This is a genomic window from Erythrobacter sp. JB2-19, from assembly GCF_057365005.1.
Window position 1 is genome coordinate 2,603,848 of sequence record NZ_CP200290.1, and the last position, 23,262, is coordinate 2,627,109.

22 protein-coding genes are annotated in these 23,262 nt (G+C 58.0%); 12 read left to right on the forward strand and 10 right to left on the reverse strand.

Annotation, left to right across the window (positions count from 1 at the left end; genetic code table 11):
* Positions 1-152 precede the first annotated feature (152 nt).
* Complete coding sequence (gene ptsP, locus AC0V6O_RS12530) at positions 153-2,423, reverse strand: phosphoenolpyruvate--protein phosphotransferase (RefSeq protein ID WP_486144461.1); 2,271 nt, start codon at positions 2,421-2,423, stop codon at positions 153-155.
* A 404-nt stretch (positions 2,424-2,827) separates the two neighbouring features.
* On the reverse strand, positions 2,828-2,995 hold the full coding sequence (locus AC0V6O_RS12535) for a YdcH family protein (protein WP_472639584.1): 168 nt from the start codon (positions 2,993-2,995) through the stop codon (positions 2,828-2,830).
* 317 nt (positions 2,996-3,312) lie between these two features.
* Here AC0V6O_RS12535 and AC0V6O_RS12540 point away from each other — a divergent pair, with 317 nt between their 5' ends.
* Positions 3,313-3,522, forward strand: coding sequence for a YdcH family protein (locus AC0V6O_RS12540; protein WP_486144463.1), 210 nt, complete (start codon positions 3,313-3,315; stop codon positions 3,520-3,522).
* Between the two features lie 130 nt (positions 3,523-3,652).
* Positions 3,653-4,114 carry a DUF1465 family protein gene (locus AC0V6O_RS12545; protein ID WP_472639586.1) on the forward strand — a complete coding sequence of 154 codons (462 nt, stop codon included), beginning with the start codon at positions 3,653-3,655 and terminating at the stop codon, positions 4,112-4,114.
* Between the two features lie 36 nt (positions 4,115-4,150).
* On the opposite strand, the gene glpK is transcribed toward AC0V6O_RS12545, so the two are convergent.
* On the reverse strand, positions 4,151-5,620 hold the full coding sequence (glpK, locus tag AC0V6O_RS12550) for a glycerol kinase GlpK (RefSeq protein ID WP_486144466.1): 1,470 nt from the start codon (positions 5,618-5,620) through the stop codon (positions 4,151-4,153).
* A gap of 207 nt (positions 5,621-5,827) precedes the next feature.
* On the opposite strand from glpK, the gene AC0V6O_RS12555 reads away from it, so the two are divergent.
* The 3 genes from AC0V6O_RS12555 to AC0V6O_RS12565 all read left to right on the forward strand — a co-directional run bounded on the left by AC0V6O_RS12555 (position 5,828) and on the right by AC0V6O_RS12565 (position 8,347).
* Positions 5,828-6,700: an MBL fold metallo-hydrolase gene (locus AC0V6O_RS12555; protein ID WP_486144468.1), complete on the forward strand. Its 873-nt coding sequence runs from the start codon at positions 5,828-5,830 to the stop codon at positions 6,698-6,700.
* Positions 6,701-6,788: 88 nt separating this feature from the next.
* The gene (nadA, locus tag AC0V6O_RS12560; RefSeq protein ID WP_486144470.1) at positions 6,789-7,790 is read left to right on the forward strand and encodes a quinolinate synthase NadA; all 1,002 of its coding nucleotides are present in this window, start codon (positions 6,789-6,791) and stop codon (positions 7,788-7,790) included.
* 74 nt (positions 7,791-7,864) lie between these two features.
* Positions 7,865-8,347 carry a nucleotidyltransferase family protein gene (locus tag AC0V6O_RS12565; RefSeq protein WP_486144472.1) on the forward strand — a complete coding sequence of 161 codons (483 nt, stop codon included), beginning with the start codon at positions 7,865-7,867 and terminating at the stop codon, positions 8,345-8,347.
* On the opposite strand, the gene AC0V6O_RS12570 is transcribed toward AC0V6O_RS12565, so the two are convergent.
* On the reverse strand, positions 8,344-9,183 hold the full coding sequence (locus AC0V6O_RS12570) for a DMT family transporter (protein WP_486145625.1): 840 nt from the start codon (positions 9,181-9,183) through the stop codon (positions 8,344-8,346). The genes AC0V6O_RS12565 and AC0V6O_RS12570 overlap by 4 nt on opposite strands.
* A 117-nt stretch (positions 9,184-9,300) precedes the next feature.
* On the opposite strand from AC0V6O_RS12570, the gene AC0V6O_RS12575 reads away from it, so the two are divergent.
* The gene (locus AC0V6O_RS12575; protein ID WP_486144474.1) at positions 9,301-10,419 is read left to right on the forward strand and encodes an alkene reductase; all 1,119 of its coding nucleotides are present in this window, start codon (positions 9,301-9,303) and stop codon (positions 10,417-10,419) included.
* On the opposite strand, the gene AC0V6O_RS12580 is transcribed toward AC0V6O_RS12575, so the two are convergent.
* Together AC0V6O_RS12580 and lipB are read right to left on the reverse strand one after the other, a co-directional pair.
* Positions 10,420-10,785 carry a hypothetical protein gene (locus AC0V6O_RS12580; protein WP_486144476.1) on the reverse strand — a complete coding sequence of 122 codons (366 nt, stop codon included), beginning with the start codon at positions 10,783-10,785 and terminating at the stop codon, positions 10,420-10,422.
* On the reverse strand, positions 10,770-11,483 hold the full coding sequence (gene lipB / locus AC0V6O_RS12585) for a lipoyl(octanoyl) transferase LipB (RefSeq protein ID WP_486144478.1): 714 nt from the start codon (positions 11,481-11,483) through the stop codon (positions 10,770-10,772). Before lipB ends, AC0V6O_RS12580 begins: the two co-directional genes overlap by 16 nt.
* A 64-nt stretch (positions 11,484-11,547) precedes the next feature.
* On the opposite strand from lipB, the gene AC0V6O_RS12590 reads away from it, so the two are divergent.
* Positions 11,548-12,387 (forward strand): DUF7847 domain-containing protein, encoded by an 840-nt coding sequence (locus AC0V6O_RS12590; protein ID WP_486144480.1) that lies wholly within the window; start codon positions 11,548-11,550, stop codon positions 12,385-12,387.
* A 39-nt stretch (positions 12,388-12,426) separates the two neighbouring features.
* Here the strand turns inward: AC0V6O_RS12590 and AC0V6O_RS12595 are convergent, their stop codons facing one another.
* Positions 12,427-13,059 carry a class I SAM-dependent methyltransferase gene (locus AC0V6O_RS12595; RefSeq protein ID WP_486144482.1) on the reverse strand — a complete coding sequence of 211 codons (633 nt, stop codon included), beginning with the start codon at positions 13,057-13,059 and terminating at the stop codon, positions 12,427-12,429.
* A gap of 115 nt (positions 13,060-13,174) precedes the next feature.
* Here AC0V6O_RS12595 and AC0V6O_RS12600 point away from each other — a divergent pair, with 115 nt between their 5' ends.
* Positions 13,175-14,554, forward strand: a complete 1,380-nt coding sequence (locus AC0V6O_RS12600) for an MFS transporter (RefSeq protein ID WP_486144484.1) — start codon at positions 13,175-13,177, stop codon at positions 14,552-14,554.
* Here the strand turns inward: AC0V6O_RS12600 and AC0V6O_RS12605 are convergent.
* Positions 14,551-14,895 carry an ArsC/Spx/MgsR family protein gene (locus AC0V6O_RS12605; protein ID WP_486144486.1) on the reverse strand — a complete coding sequence of 115 codons (345 nt, stop codon included), beginning with the start codon at positions 14,893-14,895 and terminating at the stop codon, positions 14,551-14,553. The two genes, AC0V6O_RS12600 and AC0V6O_RS12605, sit on opposite strands and share 4 nt — an antisense overlap.
* A 240-nt stretch (positions 14,896-15,135) precedes the next feature.
* Between AC0V6O_RS12605 and AC0V6O_RS12610 the strand changes: the two genes are divergently transcribed.
* Positions 15,136-17,280 (forward strand): TonB-dependent receptor, encoded by a 2,145-nt coding sequence (locus tag AC0V6O_RS12610; RefSeq protein WP_486144488.1) that lies wholly within the window; start codon positions 15,136-15,138, stop codon positions 17,278-17,280.
* 47 nt (positions 17,281-17,327) lie between these two features.
* On the opposite strand, the gene AC0V6O_RS12615 is transcribed toward AC0V6O_RS12610, so the two are convergent.
* Positions 17,328-17,930 carry a (2Fe-2S)-binding protein gene (locus AC0V6O_RS12615; RefSeq protein ID WP_486144490.1) on the reverse strand — a complete coding sequence of 201 codons (603 nt, stop codon included), beginning with the start codon at positions 17,928-17,930 and terminating at the stop codon, positions 17,328-17,330.
* A gap of 34 nt (positions 17,931-17,964) precedes the next feature.
* The gene (locus AC0V6O_RS12620) at positions 17,965-18,729 is read right to left on the reverse strand and encodes a class II aldolase/adducin family protein (protein WP_472639596.1); all 765 of its coding nucleotides are present in this window, start codon (positions 18,727-18,729) and stop codon (positions 17,965-17,967) included.
* Between the two features lie 146 nt (positions 18,730-18,875).
* Here AC0V6O_RS12620 and AC0V6O_RS12625 point away from each other — a divergent pair, with 146 nt between their 5' ends.
* From AC0V6O_RS12625 to AC0V6O_RS12635, 3 genes are all read left to right on the forward strand, one after another.
* Entirely contained in the window at positions 18,876-20,255 is a 1,380-nt protein-coding gene (locus AC0V6O_RS12625) for an MATE family efflux transporter (protein WP_486144492.1), read from the forward strand.
* Positions 20,256-20,340: 85 nt separating this feature from the next.
* Complete coding sequence (locus AC0V6O_RS12630) at positions 20,341-22,770, forward strand: chemotaxis protein CheA (RefSeq protein WP_486144494.1); 2,430 nt, start codon at positions 20,341-20,343, stop codon at positions 22,768-22,770.
* Positions 22,770-23,210 carry a chemotaxis protein CheW gene (locus AC0V6O_RS12635; RefSeq protein ID WP_486144496.1) on the forward strand — a complete coding sequence of 147 codons (441 nt, stop codon included), beginning with the start codon at positions 22,770-22,772 and terminating at the stop codon, positions 23,208-23,210. The genes AC0V6O_RS12630 and AC0V6O_RS12635 overlap by 1 nt, the downstream gene beginning before the upstream one ends.
* The last annotated feature ends 52 nt before the right edge of the window (positions 23,211-23,262 follow it).

Genomic DNA, 23,262 nt, shown 5'->3' on the forward strand with positions numbered 1-23,262 from the left:
TGCGGGCCTTTGAACAGACCCTTATTTTTCCCCGAAGGTGCTAAACAGCAGACAATCGTTTGCAGCCTGCGCTGTCAAGCATTCTTGCAGTTCGCCGCAGCATCATTCCGACAGAACGGCGCTGACGCACGCTCAGTTAACGCACGAATACGTCAATCGGTTTCAATATCGCGATCAGCCGCCCAGCGGCTCAACTCATCGCGCAAATTGACGCTGGGGTCCGCCAGCCAGTCATTCATGCTCAGAGTTATGTCTTTAAGATCGACCTTGCGGACCAATTCCTTGATCGGACCAACCGCAGCTGGCGTAATTGAAAGTCGCCGAAAACCGATACCCAGCAGTGCCAAAGCCTCTAACCGGCGGCCACCCATCTCGCCGCATACACCGAGCGCCACATCCATACCCTCGGTCGATTGGGTGATCCGCCTTAGGAACCGCATGATCGAGGGGCTGAGCCAGTCATAGCGTTCGGCGAGCAAGGGGTTCGCGCGATCCGCAGCAAACAGGAATTGCGTGAGGTCATTTGTGCCGACTGAGAGAAAACTCAGCTTCGGGCAGAGAATATCGAGCACTTCGGCAAGCGCCGGTACCTCCAGCATGGCACCATAATAAATCGCATCCGGGATCAGCTTCTTCTTCGACCGCATAAACGCGAGCTGTTCTTCAAACACACTCTTGGCCGCATCAAATTCCCAAGGCTCTGAGACCATTGGGAACATAACGTATAGCGGACGGCTCGCAGAGGCTTCTAGCAAAGAGCGCGCTTGAACCTTCAGCAGGCCCTCACGCTCCAGCGCCAGGCGCAAGGCGCGCCAACCCATCGCCGGGTTCTCGTCATCATTTGCCTGGTTCGAGGCTAGATAGGGCACCGCCTTATCGCCGCCGATATCAACTGTGCGGAAAATCACCGGTTTATCGCCAGCCGCCTCCAGAACGTCGCGGTAAAGCTTCGTCTGCCGCTCTCGTTGCGGCAAGGTGGCGGAAACGAGAAATTGAAACTCCGTACGGAACAGGCCCACACCGTCCGCGCCTGTCATGGCCAGCGAGCTCATGTCATCGCGAAGCCCCGCATTCATCATCACTTCGATACGGGTACCGCAGCGCGTGAAAGGCTCCACATCGCGCAATTCCGCATAGGCGGCCTGCTTCTCACGGGATTTGGAAAAGCGCGCGTCAAATGCCTCGGCCATTTGTGCACTGGGCCTCACCGTCGCATTCGCCTTGTCCGCGTCGAGCAATATCTCATCGCCTTCACGTATAACTCCGCGCAGGCCAGTCGCACGGCCGAGCACTGGCACGCCCATGGCCCGCGCAACAATCACGACATGCGCGGTAAGCGAGCCCTCCTCCAGGATCACGCCTTTTAAGCGGCGGCGATCATATTCGAGCAATTCCGCCGGGCCCAGATTGCGCGCAATCAGGATAGTATCCCGGCGCAGACCCTGGCTGGCTGCCGTACCAAGCTGGCCAGAGACAATCCGCAGCAGCCGGTTGGATAGGTCCTCCAGATCATGCATGCGATCCGCCAACAGGGCGTCATCAATCTCGCGCATGCGCATCCGGGTGCGCTGCTGGACCCGCTCAATCGCGGCCTCAGCCGTCAACCCGCTGTCAATCGCCTCGTTGATGCGGCGCGACCACCCCTCATCATAGGCAAACATTTTGTAGGTCTCGAGCACTTCCTCGTGCTCTCCGCCGACCCCGAATTCCGCCTGGCTGGAGAGGTGATCAATCTGCTCGCGCATCTTGTCGAACGCGCGGTAGACCCGCGCCCGTTCGGCCTCAATATCATCGGCCATAACCTGTTCGATCTGCACCCGCGGCTGGTGGTAGACCGCCAGCCCGGAGGCCAACCCCTTCACCAAAGCCAGTCCATTCAAAGTCTGGGTGCCGGTCAAACCCTCGGCGAGGCCGCGTGCTTCCTCCTCATCAACCAATTCGGCATTGGCGATCAGTTCAGACAGCACCATTGCCGTGGTCTGCAGAGCCTCGATCTCGATATCTTCGTATCGGCGCGGCTCAACATGCTGGACGCAAAGCACGCCCACGGCTCGTTCCCGGTAAACAATTGGCACGCCGGCAAAGGAGTGGAATTTCTCTTCGCCCGTTTCTGGGCGGTAGAGAAAGTCAGGATGCGCCTTTGCCTCAGCAAGGTTGAGCGTCTCAACCTTGTCAGCGATCGTTCCGGTCAGCCCCTCGCCAATGGCCATGCGAGTCACGTGCACCGCTCCTTTGTTCAGACCCTTGGTCGCGAACAATTCCAGCATGCTTTCACGCAGCAAATAGATTGAGCACACCTCGCTGCTGAGAGTATCGCCAATGATATCGACGACAGAATCGAGCTTGCCTTGCGCGTGCATACGCGAAGCCATCACCTCATGCAGGCGGGTGAGAATTTGACGAGCAGAGGCGGCGGCGGACATCACCGCTCCTAACTAGGCAATGGCGCCTGCAAAAGCAAAGCCGCCACCAAGTGAAATTGCGTTTGTAATGGTGGCTTTGGATGCGGGCGCGCATTTAGGCCCTGTTGATTAACTCCCTCGGGGTCACGGCGACACAAGAAACGGCCAGATAAAGGAGTGAGGACGAAGGACATGCTCTTACATATTCAAGGACGAACGACGCTTAGCTGGCCGTTTCTTGTGTCGTCCCCGTTTTCGATCTCTTGTGGGATTCGACCAAAATTCGCCCTCACGGCGTTGCAATCACTTGAAAGTGCGCCGCACTTCCTGCGTGATTGCGCCTTGTGAAATGCGAATTTTGCTTCAAACCGTGACCCCGAGGGAGTTAATCAACAGGGCCTAAGTGCTGTGCGACCAGATCGAAGTTAGATGCGCTGAATCTCTTCCTTCAAACGCAATTTGCGCTTTTTTAGCGCTTGAATAGTGGCAGCATCAGGCACGGGCCGGTTCATCTCGTCGCGCAATTGGGCCTCTAGCCCCGCATGCTTTGTTTCAAGCGCATTGACGTGGGATAATCCTGCAAACGATGCCATAAATGATCTCCATCATGATGAGGTTAAACAAACCCCTGTTGGAGCGACTCGCCTGCGTGCGGACGAACCGCCGAGCGACATAGAACCATAAGATCGCCTGCTTGCAAAGCGGTACATTAAGGCCATTGCGTGGCACGTGGCTGGTATCAGGCAGGCGCCCTCGGCCAAGGCCTGCTTCTGCGAATTCGCAATCATAGTTGGCCGGAACGCTTCGGGCAGAAGTTTATTTGATAGGCTTATTGGTATCTTTGCGCGGATCGGCATAATGCGCACAAAGAGCAATGCATAAGAACACATAAGAAGAGTGATGCACCCGCATGAATCAGGCTGAACTTGAAAAGCGGCTGACCTTATTGGTGTCGGAGCACCGCGATCTGGACGTCGCGATTGATGCGCTGACAGAGGCGGGGCAGAAGAGCGGCTCGATCGATCAACTGCAAATCGCGCGGTTGAAGAAACGCAAATTGCGGCTGAAGGATCAGATCGCACTGATTGAGGACCGCCTGCTGCCGGATATCATCGCCTAGACCGCTGCGCAAAAGGCGAGAAAAGCTACCCGTTTGTGTGTCAGCACGGGACGGTTTATAATTTCGCTCAGATATTCTGGTTACCAAGCTGGCGGCACTTTCGCATCGAGCCTAGCAACTTGGGCCACATATGACCCGCACAACCAATCTCTCTCGCCCGATCATTGAGGCACTCTATTCCGAAGCTCTGGTGCTGGCGGATGATGTCCGCGCAGTGTTTGCACTGGGCGCCAAAGAGCCCGGCATGGGCGAGAATGACGAAGTGCGCCTTGCCCTCTCAATTGAAGGGCTGAAGACCACAACGCGCATGATGCATGTGCTGGCCTGGCTGTTGAATCAGCGCGCATATTTCTCTGGCGAACTGACAGAGAATCAGGTTCGCCGCCATGGCGAATTGCCCGGTGACCGCGACAGCGATGCAGCGCAATTGGCTAAGCTAGAGCCGGAAACCCGCGAACTGATCGAAGAGACCGTGAAGCTTCATCACCGGATTGCCCGGCTTGACGAGGCATGGCGCAAGGGCTTTGAAGTGGCCTCACCAGCGCGCGCGTTTCAGGACAAGATCGGCCGCGCCTTGGGGCGTTTCGGCTAAGGATTTCTCTGCGCGGGTGGCTATGGCATCCTAAGACTAAGCCGCCGCCAGCGCCTTCTTCCAACGGGCCAAGCGGTCTTCACGCACATCATCGGACATTGCCGGCGTAAAACTGTTGAGAGTGCCGCGCATCGCCTGCGCTGCCGTTGAGAGATCGCTGTGCATCCCCGCCCCAGCCGCCGCTAGCATCGCTGCGCCAAGCGCGGTCGTCTCGACGAATTCAGGCCGCTCGACGGTGATGTTCAGCACGTTGGCCAAATCCTGTGCCATCCAGTCATTGGCGCTCATCCCGCCATCGATCCGCAAGGTGCCCCAGCCGGTGCCATCCTTGGCAAAGGCCGATGCAAGGTCATGCGTTTGATGCGCCATCGCCTCCAAAGCTGCCCTGGCCAATTCCGCCTTACCACTCGCAAAGCTCAGTCCAGAAATAAGGCCGCGCGCCTCCGCCCGCCAATGCGGCGCGCCTAATCCGGCAAGCGCCGGGACAATCGTGACCCCGCCCGTGTCAGAGATACTGCGCGCCAGTTCCTCTGTCTGACTAGCAACGTCCACAATGCCGAGCGAATCTCTCAACCATTGGACCAGCGAGCCAGCCACGAAGACCGAGCCTTCAATCGCATAGGTCCGCTGCCCGCCAATCTGTGTGAGCACAGTCCCAAGCAGGCGGTTTTGCGAGCGCGGGATCTGCGCGCCTTGATTGGTCAGCACAAACGCGCCGGTCCCGTAGGTCGCCTTGGTTTCGCCCGGTGAGAGGCAGGCCTGACCAATCGTCGCCGCTTGCTGATCGCCGACCATGCCGGTGATCGGGATTGCCCGGCCAAAGATGTCAGGTGCCGTCTCAGCCAAGGCGCCAGACATATCGACTACCTCTGGCAAAGCGGATTGCGGCACGCCCAGCAATTCGCACAGCCCCACATCAAATTGCGCACCATCCAGCTCGAGCAGCAGCGTGCGGCTCGCATTGCTGGCATCAGAGATATGGCGTCCCGCTGTCAGCTTGAATGTCAGCCAGCTCTCAATCGTGCCAAAGGCCAAGGTGCCTCTATCCGCTGCACCGCGCACCTCGGGCGAATTGTCCATCAGCCAGCGCATTTTCGTGCCGGAGAAATAAGGGTCGAGCAGCAATCCGGTGCGCTTTTGCACATCCGCCTCATGCCCTTCCGCGCGTAGACCGACGCAAAATGGCTCCGTCCGCCGGTCCTGCCACACAATCGCGCGGGCCAGCGGCTCTCCAGTGTTTTTATCCCAAGCAACCACGGTCTCGCGCTGATTGGTGATGCCGATACAGGCGATGCGCTCTGCCCCGCCCGCTTTCTCGATCACAGCGCGCGCGCAGGCCAAGGTTTTGTCCCAAATCTCGGCCGCATCATGCTCAACCCAGCCTGCCTCAGGGTAATGCTGAGTCAGTTCTTCCTGAGCGCTGCCATGAAATGCACCCGCCGCATCGAACAGCATCGCACGGGTCGAGGTGGTGCCTTCATCTAGGACAAGGATGTAATCAGACATGGGATTCCCTCTATTTCTTTGCCTTTCCTAATCGGTCACGCAGCGACCGCAAGGCCGACAGAACTTCGTTGTGTTTTTCTGAGTACCGGAGCCGCCCACACCCTCCACCCGGATCGTATCCGAAACTATTCCGGGCGGCAGGGTGGAGGGTGTGGGCTGGCTAGGCAATTCTCGACAGAGAACTCAAACGCCTTCATACGCAAGTGCATGACCGGACTTCCTCAAAAACCCTGGCCGACGGGCACCGCTGAACAGCTCGATCCGCTGATCCGCCGGGTGCTTGCGCCCAATCCATCGCCTTACACCTACACTGGCACGCAGAGTTATGTTGTGGGCGCAGGCGACGATGTTGCGGTGATCGATCCCGGCCCCAATGAGCCCGCGCATATCGACGCCATTCTGGCCACAGTGGGTGAGGCGAAAATTACCGCGATCATGTGCACCCATACGCACCGCGATCACTCGCCCGCTGCCGCGCCATTGGCGCAGCGCACTGATGCGCCGATTGTTGGCTGTGCGCCGCTGGTGCTGAAATCTGATCGTCCGCGCGCCGACGAATCTTTTGACACCACCTATGCGCCTGACCGCGTTTTGGAAGACGGCGAGCAGATGACCGGCACGGGCTGGACGCTCACCGCCGTGCACACGCCGGGCCACACCTCCAACCATCTGTGCTTTGCGCTGGAAGAGAGCAAAGCTCTGTTCACCGGCGACCATGTGATGGGATGGTCGACCAGCGTCGTCATCCCGCCCGATGGCGACATGGGCGAATATATGAGAAGCCTGGAGCGGCTGATGGCGCGCGATGACACAGTCTATCACGCGGCCCATGGCGCCGCGATCACTAAGCCTCAACAACTGGTGCGCGGCATGATTGGCCATCGCCGTCAGCGCGAAAATCAAATTTTGCGTCTGATGGGCGAAGCCGCCCGGCCCATCCCGGAGTTTATTCCGGCGATGTACAAGGGGCTGGATGAGCGGCTGATCCCAGCGGCAGAAATGAGCGTCGAGGCACATCTCATCGATCTGGAAAAACGCGGGCTGGCGGCCCAGGACGCGGGCGTTTGGCGCACGATCTGAGCTGGGTTTAAACCACCAATTCTGCTCGATTTCGCCGCGTTTCCTACCTATATGACCCCAGCAACTGATTTTCACGGGATCTGATATTATGACCGCCCCAACCAAAGTGCCCTCTGGCAAAGACTTGCTGGCTGAAATTGATCGCCTGCGTAAAGAACGCAATGCTGTGATCCTGGCGCATTATTATCAGACGCCCGATATTCAGGACATCGCCGATTATGTCGGGGACTCGCTCCAGCTCAGCCAGATGGCGGCGGATACGGATGCGGATGTCATCGCCTTTTGCGGCGTGAAATTCATGGCCGATACTGCGAAAATCCTCTCGCCAGAGAAGATCGTAGTGCTGCCTGATATGGATGCCGGGTGCAGTCTGGAAGACAGCTGTCCTCCAGAGAAGTTCAAGGCCTTCCGCGAAGCGCATCCCGATCACATTGCGCTGACCTACATCAATTGCTCAACCGAGGTGAAAGCGCTCTCGGACATCATCGTCACCAGCTCCAGCGCGGAGACGATCCTGCAGCAAATTCCAGAAGATCAGAAGATCATCTTTGGCCCGGACCGGCATCTTGGCGGCTATCTGGCGCGCAAGTTCAACCGCGAAATGCTGCTGTGGCCGGGCGTGTGCATTGTGCACGAGGCATTCAGCGAGACGGAACTGCTCAAGCTTAAGGAACAGCACCCCGATGCGCCAATCGCCGCGCACCCGGAATGCCCGCCGACGATTGTCGATCATGCGGATTATGTCGGCTCAACCAGCGGCATTCTGAAGTTTGCCAAGGAATTCTCTGGCGACACGCTGATCGTCGCGACCGAGCCGCACATCATCCACCAGATGGAAAAGGCCCTGCCGGAAAAGAACTTTATCGGCGCGCCGGGCGCGGACGGAAACTGCTCCTGCAATATCTGCCCCTATATGGCGCTCAACACGATGGAGAAGCTCTATGTCGCGCTGCGCGATCTGGAGCCGCAAATCGTGATTGAAGAAGAGCTACGCCTAAAGGCCAAGGAGAGCCTCGACCGGATGCTCGGCATGGCCGGCGGCACGGTGGGCCTGGGCGATTTGGGCAAGGTGGCGTTCACGGCGGATTGAAACGTTTGCCCAACACGGCCGCAATCTCTCACTGGATAAAAGCTGACCGCGAGAGGTAGGCACTGCTTGGTCATGTGCGGTCACTTGACCTACCCGACTGTTGGGTCGGTGCAGGCTTCGTAAGAGATTTAGTGTGGGCGAAGCTGCACGACAAGAGAAGCCAAATTTCCGGTGACGTTGACGTAATTTGGTTCAACCCGGTTTCCGCATCCGAAGAGCGAGATCGCGCTCTCGAAATGCGGCTCCGTAACTTGGCACCCAAAGTCGAATGGTCAGTTAAGAACCAGGCGCGAATGCACAGTCGCAACCGTGACAATCCGTATACCTCAAGTGAAAATGCGATGCGACACTGGTGTGAGACAGCAACGGCGGTAGGTGTCAGGCGGAACAAAGACGATCACTGCGAAGTCTGTGCGCCCTTCGGCTTGGCGGATCTCTTCGAACTAAAAATTCGACCGACTGAGGACTTTCTCAAAACAAAGCGAGCCGAATTTGATGAACGCGTTTTTGGAAAGCGCTGGTTAGAGAGGTTTCCAAAGCTACGAATTGTAATCTAACCCCGCTTCATGCGAGCAATCACCAAAGCGCTCCCCACCAGCACCATCCCAAGCAGATCGAGCGGCGTCAGCACCTCGCCGAATACGCTGTATCCGATCAGCGCCGCGACCGCGGGCTGGGTCAGCAGCGCCAGCCCAATGATCAGCGGCGGGAAATGGCCAAGCGAATAGACCAGCAAGCCCTGCCCGATCAGTTGGCTGCTCACAAACAGGATCAGGATCGGTGTCCAATCGGTCGGCCAAACTGGCTCGCCCAGCGCCAGTGCCAGCACAAGCAACACCGGACACGCAAACACGCTGACCCAGACCAGCAGGCTCCACGAGCCAAACTGCGAGCGCGCGCCCTGCAAAGTGATCAGGTAAATCGCATAGAGTAGCCCCGCGGCGAGGCAGAACAGATCACCGACAAAGGTCGAGGTCGAAATCTCCAGGCTGCGTCCCATTAGGATCGCCGCACCGGCAAGGGCACAGATAATCGCGAGCCATTCAAACCCGCGCGGCAACATGCGCGCCATGATGAAGCCTGAAAACAGCAGGATGATCGACCCGGCATTGCCAAACAGGGTCGCATTGCCCAACCGGGTTAGTCCAATCCCGATATGCCAGCTCGCCAGATCCAGCGCGAAGGCGGTCGCGCCCAAAGCCACCAACACCATAGTCTTGCGCGGCATCCCGCCCAGCCGCTGGCCGCTCATCCGCGCGAACAGGATCAAAAATGGCAATGCCAGAAACAGGCGCCAGAACCCGGCGCTGACCGGGCCAGTGTCCGCCAGACGCACAAGCCACGGCCCGGTTGCAAGGGCGATATTTCCGCCCAGCAAAGCCGCGAGCAACATCACCGCTTTCGCATCGAACAGCTTTTTTGGGACGTCCCAGCGTTTTCCATGCTTGCGCCCTAGCCCGCAATTCCCCAAGTGCTCAAACACAAAAGATTGCAAAAGAGGACCAATCCTATGCACGATGCTCTCTTCCAGCCGCTGAAAATGGGCGCGCTTGAGGCCAAAAACCGTATTTTTATGGCGCCGCTCACACGCGGGCGCGCGGCCGAACCCATGTTTGTGCCGAACGCCTTGATGCGCACATATTATCGGCAGCGCGCGGGTGCTGGCATGATCCTGACCGAGGCAACCGGCATCAGCCGCGAAGGCCTCGGTTGGCCATCAGCGCCCGGCATCTGGACCGACGAGCAGACCGAAGCGTGGAAACCAATCGTTGAGGGCGTACACGAAGAAGGCGGTCTGATCGTCTTGCAGCTGTGGCATATGGGGCGGATCGTTCATCCCTATTTCCTCGATGGGAACCCGCCGCTTTCCGCCAGCGCGACGACTGCGCCGGGCGAAGCGCACACCCCCATCGGTAAGCAAGCCTATGCCGAAGCGCGCGCGGCCACGCTCGATGATATCAAGCGTACGATCGAGGATTATCGCCGCGCCGCTGAGAACGCCAAGAGGGCCGGGTTTGACGGCGTGCAATTACACGGTGCCAATGGTTATTTCATCGACCAGTTCCTGCGCGACAAGACGAACCTGCGTACCGACGAATATGGCGGTTCGCCTGAGAATCGCACGCGCTTGATGCGCGAAGTTCTCGAGGCGCTGATCGATGTCTGGGGCGCGGACCGCGTTGGCATTCGCCTGTCGCCCAATGGCGATTCGCAAGGCACGGACGACAGCAATCCAGAAGCAACCTTTGGCGCAGCGGCCAAGGTCTGCAATGATCTGAACCTCGCCTTTGTTGAGCTGCGCCAGCCAGGGCCGGATGGCACTTTTGGCCAAACGGACGTTCCGCAACAGGATCCACTTTTCCGCGAGCATTACAAAGGCCCGCTAATCCTCAATTCTGACTACAGCGCCGAGGAAGCGGATGCGGATGTGACCAGCGGTCGCTGCGACGCCGTCAGCTTTGGGCGCCCCTACATTTCCAACCCGGATCTTGACGTGCGGATCGCCAAAGGCGCGCATTTCAACCCGAACACGAATGTACCGAAGAGCTGGTACTTCCCAATTGCCGAAGGCTACACCGACTATCCAACGTTGATAGAAGAGCAGGCAGGCGCGGAAAACGCGGCCTAATTACTCGCCTGCGTCCTCTTCAGGGGCAGGTTCAGAAGGCGTTTCTGGGGCCGGAGCATCTGCGGATGTTTCGGCCTCTGCCGTTTCAGCCTCATCTTCACTGGCATCGCCAGCATCACTCGCATCGCTATCACCGCCCGAGGAGCTTGGCGCACCGCTTGCACGCGGGGCCAATGGCGATTGCGAGCGCACCTCCTCAAGGGGGAGCATGTCGTCGCTAATCGATCCGCCCAGCACTTCGCCTGTCGCTTCTGCCACCTCGCCGCCGCTGCTCGCCTCTGGCGCAGGATCATCACCGCACGCCGCCAGTGCCACGGCCAGCGGCGCAAGCATAAGCGGGTGGGCTTGAGTTATTGTGATGCGCATCGTCGTGCCTCGGCCTTATCGAGTGTTTCCAAAAACTCGCCAGCATGGGCGATCAGCGCCTCGTCCCATTTGGCGGGCGAAATGTCGAGGCCCAAGCGCGATAGGCTGGTGACCCCGTATTCTTCGATCCCGCACGGGACAATCCCGGTAAAATGGGTGAGATCCGGATCAAGATTGACCGAGAAGCCATGCATCGTGACCCAGCGACGCACGCGCACGCCGATCGCTCCGATCTTTGCCTCGCGCCCGTCGACATCCCGTGTCCAGATGCCCACCCGGCCATCGACTGCCCAACTTTCCACCCCGAATTCGCGCAAAGCGGCAATCACCCAGCCCTCCAGCGCATGAACAAAGCAACGTACATCTTTGCCGCGCCTATTCAGATCGAGCATAACATAACCAACCCGCTGACCCGGCCCGTGGTAAGTGTAGCGTCCGCCGCGCCCGGCCTTCACCACCTCAAATCGCGGATCGAGCAGCTCGTCCTCTGCAGCGCTGGTACCTGCGGTGTAGACCGGAGGATGTTCCAGCATCCAAACCTGCTCACGCGCGCTTCCCTCTGCAATCGCCTGGTTGCGCGCCTCCATCTCTGCCAGGGCGTCAGTGTAGGGCACCTGCCGCTCCTCACGCCGCCAATCGATCGCAGTGATCGAAGATGCGGGCAAGGTATCTGGTGATGTCTTGGCGGCAGCGGTCATATGATGATTGCTTGGGGGCATCGAGTGCGCTTATCAAGAGCGAAATTATCTAGGGGAAGTACACGTGAAGCTGGATATGGGCCAAGCCTGGACGCACGCAACCGCGATGCTCGGAGCCAATCGCGAGCTGGTGATTATCATCGCGGGCCTGTTTCTATTCCTACCGCAATTCGCATTGGCCGTGTTTCTTCCAGAAGCGGTGAACCCGCCGCCGCCGGCAGGCGATCCTTCTGACTTCCAAGCGATCATGGATGCATCGATGAGCGCGATGACCGAGCAGTACAGCAAGTACGGCTGGTTGTTCATCGGCATCACTCTATTTCAAACACTCGGAACCCTGGCATTGCTGACGTTACTAACGGACACATCCAGACCAACCGTGGGCGAGGCAATCAAACTTGGTGCACGCGGGCTGCTGCCTTATATTGGTGCAGCAATTATCATGGCGCTTGGCGCAGCTATTGTGATTGGCGTTCCGGTGGGCTTGCTAAGCGCGCTCGGCGGCCCGGCGGTTGCTCTCGCTGTGCTGATCGCAATTCCATTGGTCATATATGTCGCGATCAAGTTCTCGCTCTACACCGCCGTGATCGCGATTGAACGTGAGTACAATCCCATCAACGCGCTGAAGCGATCGTGGCAATTGACCAAGGGCAACAGCTTTCGCTTGTTGTTGTTCTTGTTCCTCCTTTTCCTCGCTTTTGGAGTCGTGTCGCTCGTCCTGACTTTGGTCACGGGTACGATCTTCGCCGCATTGGGCGGAACAATCGAGCAGATTGGCAACGGATTTATTGCTGCCTTGGTCAGCGCCGTATTGGGCGCAGTTTTTCTGGCCGTATTCGCAGCGGTCCATGCGCAATTGTCTGGCGATCAAGCTGGCCGCAATGTGCAGGATGTTTTTGAGTGAGGGCTGAGCAGAGCCTTACGCAGTCGCGGGTTTTGGCGGTTAGTCCTTAGGCTCTTTCCAGGCCCAATAGAGCTTGCACGGCAGGATGTTGAGCCATTCAAAACCTGCATCAATGCGCTCAAAGAACTTCGCCGATTCATCACGAACTGCCGAGCTGAACTGATAGGCGAGGAATGCGCCGTCTGGCTTGATCACTTTGTAGGTCGCCTCGGCAATCTTGGTCGCAACGCCTGCGGGCAGGGTTGAGAACGGCAGGCCTGACAGCACATAATCCGCATCAGACAGGCCGAGCTCAGCCAAGTGCTGCTCGACATGCTCAGCTGAGCCAAGCACCGCATGAAAGCGCGGATCGCGGATCGTCTTGGTCAGATAATCGATGTAGAGCGGGTTGGTGTCGATCACGACTAGCGCGCCATCCCCGCGCAGGCGATCGAGGACGGGACGGCAGAAGGTGCCGATGCCAGGGCCGTATTCCACGAACACCTCGCATTTGCCCCAATCCACCGGCTCCAGCATTTTTCGCACGGTAAAACGCGAGGATGGGATAATCGAGCCGACCATCCGGGGGTGCTCCACAAATCCGCGAAAAAACACCGCGCATTGCGCGCCGTAACGCTGCCAGCGTGCGCGCCAGCCGCCGCGGCTGCCAATTGCCAAATCTTCAGATTGCATCGAGTGGACCTATCGTCGCTTATGATAAGGGGGCAAACAAGAAACGCTGATCCGCCTTGCAGAGGCGCTAACCAATTGCAAGCCGAGGCGCGCTGGCCTAGCGCAACTGCGACCTATGACCGATGCAAAACCCGATCTCGAAACTCAGCCCGACAATGCGCTGAACACCGCCAGCGAGGGCACGAGGCAAAGTTCGGTTTCGCGCGGCCGCATGACATTACTGTTCACGGTTATGCTGGTAACGGCGGCGGGCAATACGGCGATGCAGTCGGTCATGCCCTCGATTGGCACCGCCCTAGAGGTCAACGATGTCTGGATCAGCCTAGCCTACAGCTGGTCTGCGCTGTTGTGGGTGGTGTGCGCGCCGATATGGGCGCGCAGATCAGACAAGCGCGGCCGCAAATCGATGATGGCGCTCGGTCTTACCGGCTTTGTTGTATCGATGGTGCTATGCGGAGCCGCGTTATGGGCGGGTCTCGCAGGCTTTATGACGGCCTTTTGGACCTTGATCGCCTTTGCTGCGGCGCGCAGCCTGTTTGGCGGATTTGGCAGCGCCGCACCGCCAGCCGTGCAGGCCTATGTCGCATCACGCACACCGCGTGCGGAGCGGACCAATGCGCTATCGCTCATTGCCTCCAGCTTTGGGCTTGGTACGGTGATTGGGCCAGTGCTGGCTCCCCTGATGGTGGTGACATTTCTGGGCATTGGGCTGGTTGGCCCATTCTTGGGCTTTGCGCTGCTTGGCCTCGCGGCGTTGGTGCTGCTGCGCTTGTACCTGCCCAATGACGTACCGCAATTTGCCGCGCGCGGACAGGCCGCCTCCTATTCTGGAGGGTCTGAAGGCCTCGAACTTGATCCGGACGATGAGGAAACGGACGGGCAGCCTAGCGCACCTGATCGCCTGAAGTGGCTAGATACACGGGTGCGTCCATGGGTTTTGGCGGGGCTGATCGGCGGCCATGCACAGGCCATGATCATGGGTATTACCGGGTTCTTGGTACTCGATCGGCTGAACCTGCGGGCTGATCCGGAACAAGGCGCAACCTATGTCAGCCTGGTGCTCGCCTTTGGCGCAGTGGCGACCTTGCTCGCACAATGGGGGCTAATCCCGCGCTTTAAGATGGGACCAAGGATAGCGACATTATCGGGCGTGATTGTTGCGGCGTTTGGAACTGCGATCCTGGGGGCAACCAACGAGCTGTTCGGCTTGTCGCTTGGCTATGCCATTGCCTCTTTGGGTTTTGGATTGTTCCGGCCAGGCACAACAGCGGGCACGTCTTTGGCCGTGACGCGGGCCGAGCAAGGGCAAGCGTCGGGCATTGTCGCGAGCGTTGCGGGCGCGAGCTTTATCTACGCCCCCGCGCTTGGCGTATGGCTGTATGGCATCAATGATTGGCTGGGTTTCGGCCTGGTGATCGTTCTGTGTCTGATTGTCGCGATCCTGGGCTGGCGAGGCCTTCAGGCCGACGCGCAACTGACCGGCAAAGAAGCTTAGAGGATCTCGCGCACCACGTCCTGCGGCCGGCAGAGCCGAACGCCCTTTTCAGTCTCAACCAGCGGGCGCTCCAACAACGACGAATCCGCCGCCATCGCATCGAGCACAATATCTGCCTCGGCATCTGGCAGTCCGCGTTCCGCCGCATCGGTGCCGCGCAGACGGAGCCCTTGCTGAGGGGTAATTCCAGCATCCCTGTAAAGCTGAGCCAGCTTTTCGCGGCTCGGCGCGTCTTTCAAATACAGCACCACATTGAGCTCAATGCCGTCTTGCTCTTCGAGGATTGCCAGGGCTTTGCGCGAGGTGCCGCATTTGGGATTGTGCCAGATGGTCGCTTTCATAGGTGCCGTTCCGCTTAGTGTTTGGATGGATGTTTCAGGCGCCAGATAACCGATTGCGCACACAAAAACCACACTTGCAATAAATAGTATTGCGAATCATTTTCAATTCACTTGCAAATGATAACGGCTTGCAATAGCAGCCTGTCCAACACTCTTTGGACGGAAAGATTCTCACCTATGAACACTCGCCTCTCCCGCGCTACTCTCCTACTAAGCAGCGCATGTTTTGCATTCCCAGCTATGGCCGAAACGGCTGATGATACGGGCGAAACAGGTTCCTCAGACGGAGCTCGGATCGTAGTCACGGGACAGGTGCTTCAATCAAACGAAATCAATTCGGTGAAAACGCCGACCCCAATCATCGACGTGCCGCAATCACTGTCCATCGTGACCTCTGAGCAGATCACTCAGCAGGGCTTTGACAGCATCGGCGACATCATCCTTTACACCCCCGGCGTCACCAACTCTCAAGGCGAAGGGCACCGAGATGCAGTGGTTTTCCGCGGAGTACGCTCCACGGCTGACTTCTATGTCGATGGCGTGCGCGACGACGTGCAATATTACCGCGGCCTCTACAATCTGGAGCAGGTTGAGATCCTGCGCGGACCCAACGCGCTGCTCTTCGGACGCGGTGGCACAGGCGGTGTCGTCAACCGTGTCACCAAAAAAGGCGTCATCGGCGAACAATTTGTCGGCTATCAGGGCTCTATCGACACATTTGGCGCATTCTCTGGTCAAGTGGACCTGAACCTAGCGACCAGCGAAAGCTCCGCCTTGCGGATCAATGCCTCATACGAAAATCTGAACAATCACCGCGACTTCTTTGACGGAGAGCGGATCGGCTTCAACCCGACTTTCCGCGCGCAGTTGGGGCCAGATACGATCATCGATCTGTCGTACGAATTTGCCGATCACGAACGCTTTATTGATCGCGGCATCCCATCAAACGATGCCGGCGATCCCGCACGTCAATTTATCGACATCACCTTTGCCGATCCGGAAAACAACTTCCTCGAATTCGAAGCGCATGTCTTTCGCGGGACGATCCAGCATGGCTTTTCAGAGAACCTAAAAGGCAATTTCACGGTCTCGTATGGCGATTACGACAAACTCTATTCGAACCTCTTCCCGGTCGGTTTTAACGAAGATACCGGTCTCGTGCGTCTCGACGGCTATGTCGACACCACTCAGCGCACCAACCTGGTCCTTTCCGGCAACCTTGTGGGCGAGTTTGAGACGGGCAGCGTTCTGCATACGCTGCTGTTCGGTGCTGAATACATCGACACGGTGAACAACAATGATCGCTTCAACACGGTCTTCGCAACTAGCGCATCGGACATCGCAGCAAACGATGCGGCCACCGCAGCAGGAGATCCGCTGCCGTTTCCGAACGCGGTGAGCCGGACCGACCAAGCCGATTTCTTTCCCGTTCGTCCGCTCTCTATCAGAAACTTTTCTGGCACCAGCGGATTTGTGGACGCCGCGGGCAATGTATTGGCGCGACCCGAGAGCTTCGCCTTTGGCGCGCTCAACGATGACACCGATGCCGATGTGCGGGTCTTCTCAATCTACGTACAGGATGAAATTGAACTGACTGACTGGCTCAACATCGTAGTTGGCGGACGCTATGATCGCTTCGAAATCGACGTTTTGAATGTGGCCAACGGCGATTTCCGCACGCGCACCGATGAAGAGTTCTCGCCGCGCGGCGGCCTCATCATCAAGCCGCAAGAAAACCTCTCAATCTACGCCAGCTATTCGGAAAGCTTCCTGCCGCGTTCGGGTGAGCAATTTGCCAATATCAACGGGAACAACGACGCGCTCGATCCCAACACATTCACCAATCTGGAGGCCGGCATCAAATGGGACGTCGCGCCCGGCCTCAACCTAACCGCTGCGGTGTTCGAGATTGAGCAATCCTCTCCAGTGGTCTCAGACTTGGATGCCGGATTGTTCGATATCATCGACACCCGGGTCCAAGGTTTTGAGCTGCAGGCGCAAGGCAAGGTGACCGATTGGTGGTTCGTTTCCGCAGGCTACAGCTATCTCGATGGCGAGCAGGCCAATGAGGCTTTGCGTCCGCGCGAATTGCCTGAGAACGCGTTTTCGATCTGGAACAATTTCCAGCCCACGGATCGCTTTGGGGTTGGGCTCGGCATCACCTATCAAGACGATAGCTTTGCCGACAATGGCAATAACGTCACGTTGCCTGACTATGCGCGGGTAGATTTGGCCGCATTTTACGATGTCTCCGACAATCTGCGCATTCAGGTGAATATCGAAAACCTGTTTGACGTTGATTACTTCCCGAATTCACACACCGCCGACAATATCACCGTGGGCGCGCCGCTAAACGCGCGCTTCACAATCAGCGGACGGTTCTAAAAAATTCAGTGGGCATGCGGTCTTGCCGGAGAAAATCCGGCAGGCCGCTACTCATTTGGTGAAGGGGACTCTTCCGCCACAGCCTCCGGCGGGGCACCCGTACCTGGGGTGCCATTGCCAACCCTGAGGGCCGGAACATTCTCTGCCGCGTCAGCCGAGCTGATGCCCGGTGCAGGCGCTGCGCTAATGCTCTCTTGCCTGCGGACGACCCGCCCCGCGCGCTCAACCGCGCGGATCAGGCGCGGATAGACACCGCAGCGACAGATGTTGGGAATCGCCGCTTCGATTTCCTGCTTGCTCGGCGCGGGATTGCGCTGAATGAGCGCCGCTGCGGCAATGACAATGCCCGGAGTGCAATAGCCGCATTGGATCGCTTGTTCGGCCACCATCGCCTGCTGAACAGGATGAGAGCGGTCGCGCGACAACCCCTCGATCGTAGTGATAAACCGGCCTTCAGCCTCGGCAATGGTAATCAGGCACGAGCGCAGCGCGGCGCCATCGACCAGAACCATGCAAGCGCCCACGCATGATCCTCCGCCGCAGCTTTTCGTGCCTGTAAGGTTCGCTGCCTCGCGCAGCGCGTAAAGCAGCGGAGTATCGGGATCCATGTCGAATTCGACTGGACGATCATTGACTGTCATGCGCGGCATCAGCGCATCCTAACCAGACAAGCCTGCTCGACGATCAGTCGCGCCAGGAGGTGTCGATCCGGTCAATCTTGCGCTTCCACGCCTCAAAATCGAACACACCTGCGCCGCCTTGGCTTTGCATGACGGAGATATCGCGTTGGTGCACATCGACGACCTCTTGAGGGACAATGTTGGGATTGCCCATACCTAGAGTTGCGACCTGAATTTCGCAGGCACGCTGGAGCGCCCACATCTTCACGAACATGCCCTGGATCGTTTTATCCATCACAACCGGGCCGTGATTGCGCAGCATCAAGATCGTATGATCGCCGAGGTTCTCGACAAGGCGCTCACCCTCTTCTTCGCGAACGGTGACGCCTTCAAAATCGTGATAACCAATCTGACCCTGGAAATTGCAGGCGTAAAAATTGGTCGGCATCAGGCCGTCTTTGTGGCTGCATACCGCCATCGTAGCAGTCGTGTGCACGTGACAGATCGCGTCTGCCCGCGCGCCCAAATGCTTATGGAAATAGGCATGCTGGGTAAAGCCGGCCTTGTTGACCATATATTGCGATTGCCCGACATTGTTGCCTTCAACGTCGATCTTTACAAGGTTGCTCGCTGTTACTTCATCATACAGCAGGCCGAAGGGATTGATGAGGAAGGTATCTTCCTCGCCCGGCACCTTAATCGAGATATGGTTGTAGATGGATTCGCCCCAGCCCAGATGGTCGAAAATCCGATAGCAGGCAGCGAGATCGAGCCGCGCCTGCCACTCTTCTTTGCTGCATTCGATGCTCGGTTTCAACTGGGTCGCCATTGGGCTCGCTCCTCAATACAAATTGTTGTTCGATGCACTTATCGCATGATTGCCGCGCGCGGCACAAGCATTTCGCCGATCACCGTCGCACTTTAGCGGCATTTCGCTTTGCCAAGCGGCGACAGCCCAGCTAGTCGCGGTGAGAAATGAGCAATACTGATCAGCCGCAATCGGCCGAACCCAAAAAGGTATCGGCCAAACTAGCCAGCGGCTCCATTCCCGGTCATTTGATATCGCAAACCATGCCTATGGTGATCGGTGTGGCCGCGATCATGTCGATTGGCCTCGTCGATTCCTATTTCATTGGTCAGTTGGGCAGCGCGGAGCTAGCCGCGATTGCTTTCGTCTTCCCCATATCTGTCGCGCTGAGCAGCCTGGGCGTCGGCGTAATGGTCGGCATCAATTCTGTGGTCGCGAGGGCGCTGGGCGAAGGTGACCGTGACAAAGCGCTGAGGCGGGCCAATTTTGGTGTGCTGTTTGCCATTGCAACCGGGCTGGCGATTGGGCTTACCCTATTCGCTATCCTCGATCCGCTGTTCAAGCTGATGAATGCGCAGGCGGAGCTACTGCCAATCATCAAGGTGTACATGCAGCCCTTTGCCCTGGGCTTTCCGTTGATCGTCATCATCATGGGTCTGAACGGTGTGCTGCGCGGACAAGGTGAGGCGCGCAAAACCAGCTATGTCTCGGTCACCTATGCGGCGGCCAATTGGGTACTCGATCCCATTTTGATCACCGGCGCATTCGGGTTTGAAGGCTATGGGATTATCGGCGCCGCCTATGCGACCATCATTGGCTGGGTCTTGGGCCTGATGGTAGCACTGTACCTGCTGTCGCGCACGCAATTGCCCTTCAGCCCGTCGCAGCTACGCGGCGGCGCAAAACTTGAACCGATGCTGGCAATGCTGCGCGTTGGTGTACCTGCAGCATGCTCGAATGCGATCAATCCGATTGGGCTCTCAATCCTCACCGCGCTGATCGCCGCAGAAGGTCAAGCCGCCGTCGCGGGCTTTGGCGCTGCGGGCCGGCTACAGAGCTTTGCGGTGGTGCCGCTGCTCGCGCTATCCGGCTCAATTGGTGCGATTGTCGGGCAGAATTGGGGCGCGCAGCAATTCGACCGAGCGCGCGAGGCCACCCTTTATGCTGGCGGTTTCTGCATTATTTGGGGCCTAACGCTGGCCATTGCCATGGTCGCAGCCGGGGAATGGTTCGCCGATTTCTTCACTGAAGACCCGGCGGTCATCGCCGAATTCGCACTTTACCTCCAGATCGCTGCCTGGGGCTATGCCGGGTTTGGCCTGCTGATTGTCGCCAATGGCATTTTGAACGCGGTCGACCGGGCAAGTTTTGCTCTGTTCCAATCGGTCTCTCGCGTCTTCCTGATCATGCTCCCTGTGGCATTCGTGCTGCAATCAGAACGGGGCAGCGCCGCCATCTACATCGCAGAACTCGCCGCAAACCTGTTTGGCGCGGTAAGCGCATGCCTGATTATCACCTTCGTTTTGCGCCGCGCGCGGTCCAGATAACATGCACAAAACACGGCTTTGGTGACCGTTCGTTAACCATCGTGAGCCATAGAGACCTCTGGAAACAATTAGGGGCAATGGCGTCATGGATGACCTGCTGGCGGATTTCGTCGCAGAAACCCGGGAAATGTTGGAGGCTAGCGAAGGCGAGATCATCGCCTGGGAAGCCGATCCAACAGATCGCGCGCGTTTGGATACGATTTTTCGGTTCGTGCACACGGTGAAGGGCAATTGCGGCTTCTTCGATTTTCCGCGTTTGGCGAGCTTAAGCCACGCCGCAGAAGATGCCCTGTCCGATTGCCGTGCTGGTCGGCGCGAAGCCGATAGCGCTCTGGTGAGCGCGGTTCTGGCCGTGATCGACCGGATCGTGGAAATGGTCGACATTATCGAGGCTGGCGATGAAATCCCTGAAGGCAGCGATGAAGCCCTGATCGCCGCATTGGGCGAGAACAGCGACCTGGCCGCAGGTGAGATTGATGGTTTGTCCGATCTGGTTGGCGCCGTTGAAGAGGTAGCCGCCGCGATAGAAAATGCCGAAGAAGGTGCTACTGACGAAGGGCAAGGCGAGCAAGAAGCCCCGCGCGCGCCGTCTCAAAATGCCGGTGTCCAGCGCTCCATCCGCCTGCCAGTTGACCTGCTTGATCGCGTAATGAGCGGCGTTTCCGACATGGTTCTGGCACGCAATGACTTGGCCCACCGCCTGCGTCAGGCAGGCAACCAGCCAACCATCGATGGCCCGTTTGAGCGCCTGACCACCATTCTTTCCGATGTCCGCGATGCCATCACCCGAATGCGCATGCAGCGGATCGAAACACTTTACACCGCCCTGCCCCGCTTGGTTCGCGATCTGTCGGCCGACCTTGGCAAACAGGTGATGATCGATCTGGAAGGCGGCGATGTTGAGCTCGACCGTGAGATGATCGAGACCGTCCGCGATCCACTGACCCATATTATCCGCAACGCGATCGATCATGGGATCGAAGAGCCGAGCAATCGCATGTCAAAGGGCAAGCGCGAGATCGGCATTTTGTCGATTTCTGCTCGTCAGTCTGGTAACACGATCTCCATCGTGGTTAGCGATGACGGCGATGGTCTGAATGAAGAGCGGATTGCCGCCAAAGCGGTTTCTGTTGGTCTGATCACCGCAGCCGAGCGCGCAGCAATGAGCCGCGAAAAAATCCTGCAACTTGTGTTCGAGCCTGGTTTCTCAACCGCCGAAACGATTAGCAATGTCTCAGGCCGCGGCGTTGGCCTTGATGTCGTTCGCGACAATCTAGAGCGCGTGGGAGGCTCCATCAGTGTCTCCAGCACGCCTGGTGTCGGGTCGATGTTCACTCTGAAGGTGCCGCTAACGCTTAGCATCATTGCAGGCCTCACAGTCGAAATCGGCGATCAGCGCTTTGCTATTCCGCAAAGTTACATCGAAGAGATTATCGATTCGACCTCAAAGTCACTCGATTTCACTCGAGTTGGCGAGACCGCTTTGATCACCTTCCGCGGCAACCGGATCCCATGCCTATCCTTGGCAGAGGTGCTGGGCCTACCGAGTACAGACATCGCCGAGGGTGAACACACCATGGTGCTATTGCGCCTGGCCAGCGGCGATCTGTTCGCATTGGCGATCGATCGCATTCACCACCACGGTGATCTGGTCGTCAAACCACTGGCTCCAGCGGTCATGAACTGCGGCGTCTATGCCGGTTCAACCCTGTTGGATGATGGACAACCGATCTTGCTGCTGGATGTGACCAATGTCGCAGCAGAACATGGTCTGGTCTCTGATGCCCGCACCCGCGTGCTGCAGGCGGCAAACGAGCAAGATCAAGACGCCGGTGAGGCGCTCAGCCGCGCCATGCTGTTCACCGATTACGAAGGCCGCAAGCGCGCCGTTCGTCTTGAGCTGGTCCAACGGATCGAAACCGCCAAGGCGAAAGAAGTCGACATTTCGCCGGATGGCAAGCGCGCCGTTATTGACGGTGTCATTCTGCCACTGGTCGGGCTGCCGGGCGGTCAAAAACCCACTGGCAAGATACGTCTATTGAGGTTGTCGGATGACACGTGCGAGTTGCTCTACGCCGTACGCGAGGTTGATGACGCCGTTGAATTGCAAAATGCGCTTAAACCGGTCGATGATGATCCGCTGGTAGAGGCTCTCACTCTGGTTGATGGACAGACAATCGCGCTCATCGATGGGCATGAGATCTTTGCTCGCTATGGCGAGCCACCAGAGCTGACAAGCAAGCCAACCTGTCATCTGCCCGACAGCGACTGGGCGCGCACAATCCTAGGCCCTCTGGTCAGCGCCGCCGGTTATGAAGTCGTAAGCGGCACTGACGAGGCAGGTGATATCGCCATCGTCCTGGATGACAGCGAACCAGATACGAACTTGGCCGAGGGCGAGTTCATTCGCCTTCGCAGCCATCCAGATACATCCGACAATGATGGCTCCATCTACCGCTATGATCGCGATGGATTGGTCGATGCGCTGCGCCGCGCACGCGCGGGAGGTAAGTGATGAACGATTTGATGGTCATGGTCGAAATTGGCGGCCGCAGCTGCGCATTGAACGCGCATGATGTTTCCTCTGTGATAGAGCTTGGCGTGGTCACGCCTGTGCCACGCACAGCTGACTTTATCGCTGGGATCACAGCTATGCGCAGCCAATCGCTGACCGTAATCGATTGCCGACGCGCCCTGGGCATGGATCCGAAGAAATTTCCGACCGATCACCGCGGTGCCGTGGTTTCGATCGCCAACCATTCCTACGCACTGATGGTTGATCGGATAGACGACATTAATACTGCTACGTCCGAAGCTGAGAATGTCAGCGGCGGGTTCGGGCCAGAATGGTCACGGATCACCACTGGGATGGTTGAAACCCCAACCGGCCCAGCTTTGCTGATCGATCTTGCTCTGCTCATCGCAGGTCCAGAATCTCTCGGAGCGGCTGCTTAAGACAAAACTTACGGGTGAGGCGTAAGCAACATCGAAGGAACAACAGGGGTCC

What these genes read in the sequence shown, in the direction of transcription:
- lipB (WP_486144478.1), bottom strand. Translation starts at nt 11,483, where the DNA reads ATGACCGCTGCCGCCAAGACATCACCAGATACCTTGCCCGCATCTTCG.
- AC0V6O_RS12545 (WP_472639586.1), top strand. Translation starts at nt 3,653, where the DNA reads ATGACCCGCACAACCAATCTCTCTCGCCCGATCATTGAGGCACTCTAT.
- AC0V6O_RS12635 (WP_486144496.1), top strand. Translation starts at nt 22,770, where the DNA reads ATGAACGATTTGATGGTCATGGTCGAAATTGGCGGCCGCAGCTGCGCA.
- AC0V6O_RS12615 (WP_486144490.1), bottom strand. Translation starts at nt 17,930, where the DNA reads ATGCCGCGCATGACAGTCAATGATCGTCCAGTCGAATTCGACATGGAT.
- AC0V6O_RS12580 (WP_486144476.1), bottom strand. Translation starts at nt 10,785, where the DNA reads ATGCGCATCACAATAACTCAAGCCCACCCGCTTATGCTTGCGCCGCTG.
- AC0V6O_RS12625 (WP_486144492.1), top strand. Translation starts at nt 18,876, where the DNA reads ATGAGCAATACTGATCAGCCGCAATCGGCCGAACCCAAAAAGGTATCG.
- AC0V6O_RS12575 (WP_486144474.1), top strand. Translation starts at nt 9,301, where the DNA reads ATGCACGATGCTCTCTTCCAGCCGCTGAAAATGGGCGCGCTTGAGGCC.
- AC0V6O_RS12540 (WP_486144463.1), top strand. Translation starts at nt 3,313, where the DNA reads ATGAATCAGGCTGAACTTGAAAAGCGGCTGACCTTATTGGTGTCGGAG.
- AC0V6O_RS12600 (WP_486144484.1), top strand. Translation starts at nt 13,175, where the DNA reads ATGACCGATGCAAAACCCGATCTCGAAACTCAGCCCGACAATGCGCTG.
- ptsP (WP_486144461.1), bottom strand. Translation starts at nt 2,423, where the DNA reads ATGTCCGCCGCCGCCTCTGCTCGTCAAATTCTCACCCGCCTGCATGAG.
- AC0V6O_RS12630 (WP_486144494.1), top strand. Translation starts at nt 20,341, where the DNA reads ATGGATGACCTGCTGGCGGATTTCGTCGCAGAAACCCGGGAAATGTTG.
- AC0V6O_RS12535 (WP_472639584.1), bottom strand. Translation starts at nt 2,995, where the DNA reads ATGGCATCGTTTGCAGGATTATCCCACGTCAATGCGCTTGAAACAAAG.
- AC0V6O_RS12570 (WP_486145625.1), bottom strand. Translation starts at nt 9,183, where the DNA reads ATGTTGCTCGCGGCTTTGCTGGGCGGAAATATCGCCCTTGCAACCGGG.
- AC0V6O_RS12605 (WP_486144486.1), bottom strand. Translation starts at nt 14,895, where the DNA reads ATGAAAGCGACCATCTGGCACAATCCCAAATGCGGCACCTCGCGCAAA.
- AC0V6O_RS12620 (WP_472639596.1), bottom strand. Translation starts at nt 18,729, where the DNA reads ATGGCGACCCAGTTGAAACCGAGCATCGAATGCAGCAAAGAAGAGTGG.
- AC0V6O_RS12610 (WP_486144488.1), top strand. Translation starts at nt 15,136, where the DNA reads ATGGCCGAAACGGCTGATGATACGGGCGAAACAGGTTCCTCAGACGGA.
- AC0V6O_RS12555 (WP_486144468.1), top strand. Translation starts at nt 5,828, where the DNA reads ATGACCGGACTTCCTCAAAAACCCTGGCCGACGGGCACCGCTGAACAG.
- glpK (WP_486144466.1), bottom strand. Translation starts at nt 5,620, where the DNA reads ATGTCTGATTACATCCTTGTCCTAGATGAAGGCACCACCTCGACCCGT.
- nadA (WP_486144470.1), top strand. Translation starts at nt 6,789, where the DNA reads ATGACCGCCCCAACCAAAGTGCCCTCTGGCAAAGACTTGCTGGCTGAA.
- AC0V6O_RS12595 (WP_486144482.1), bottom strand. Translation starts at nt 13,059, where the DNA reads ATGCAATCTGAAGATTTGGCAATTGGCAGCCGCGGCGGCTGGCGCGCA.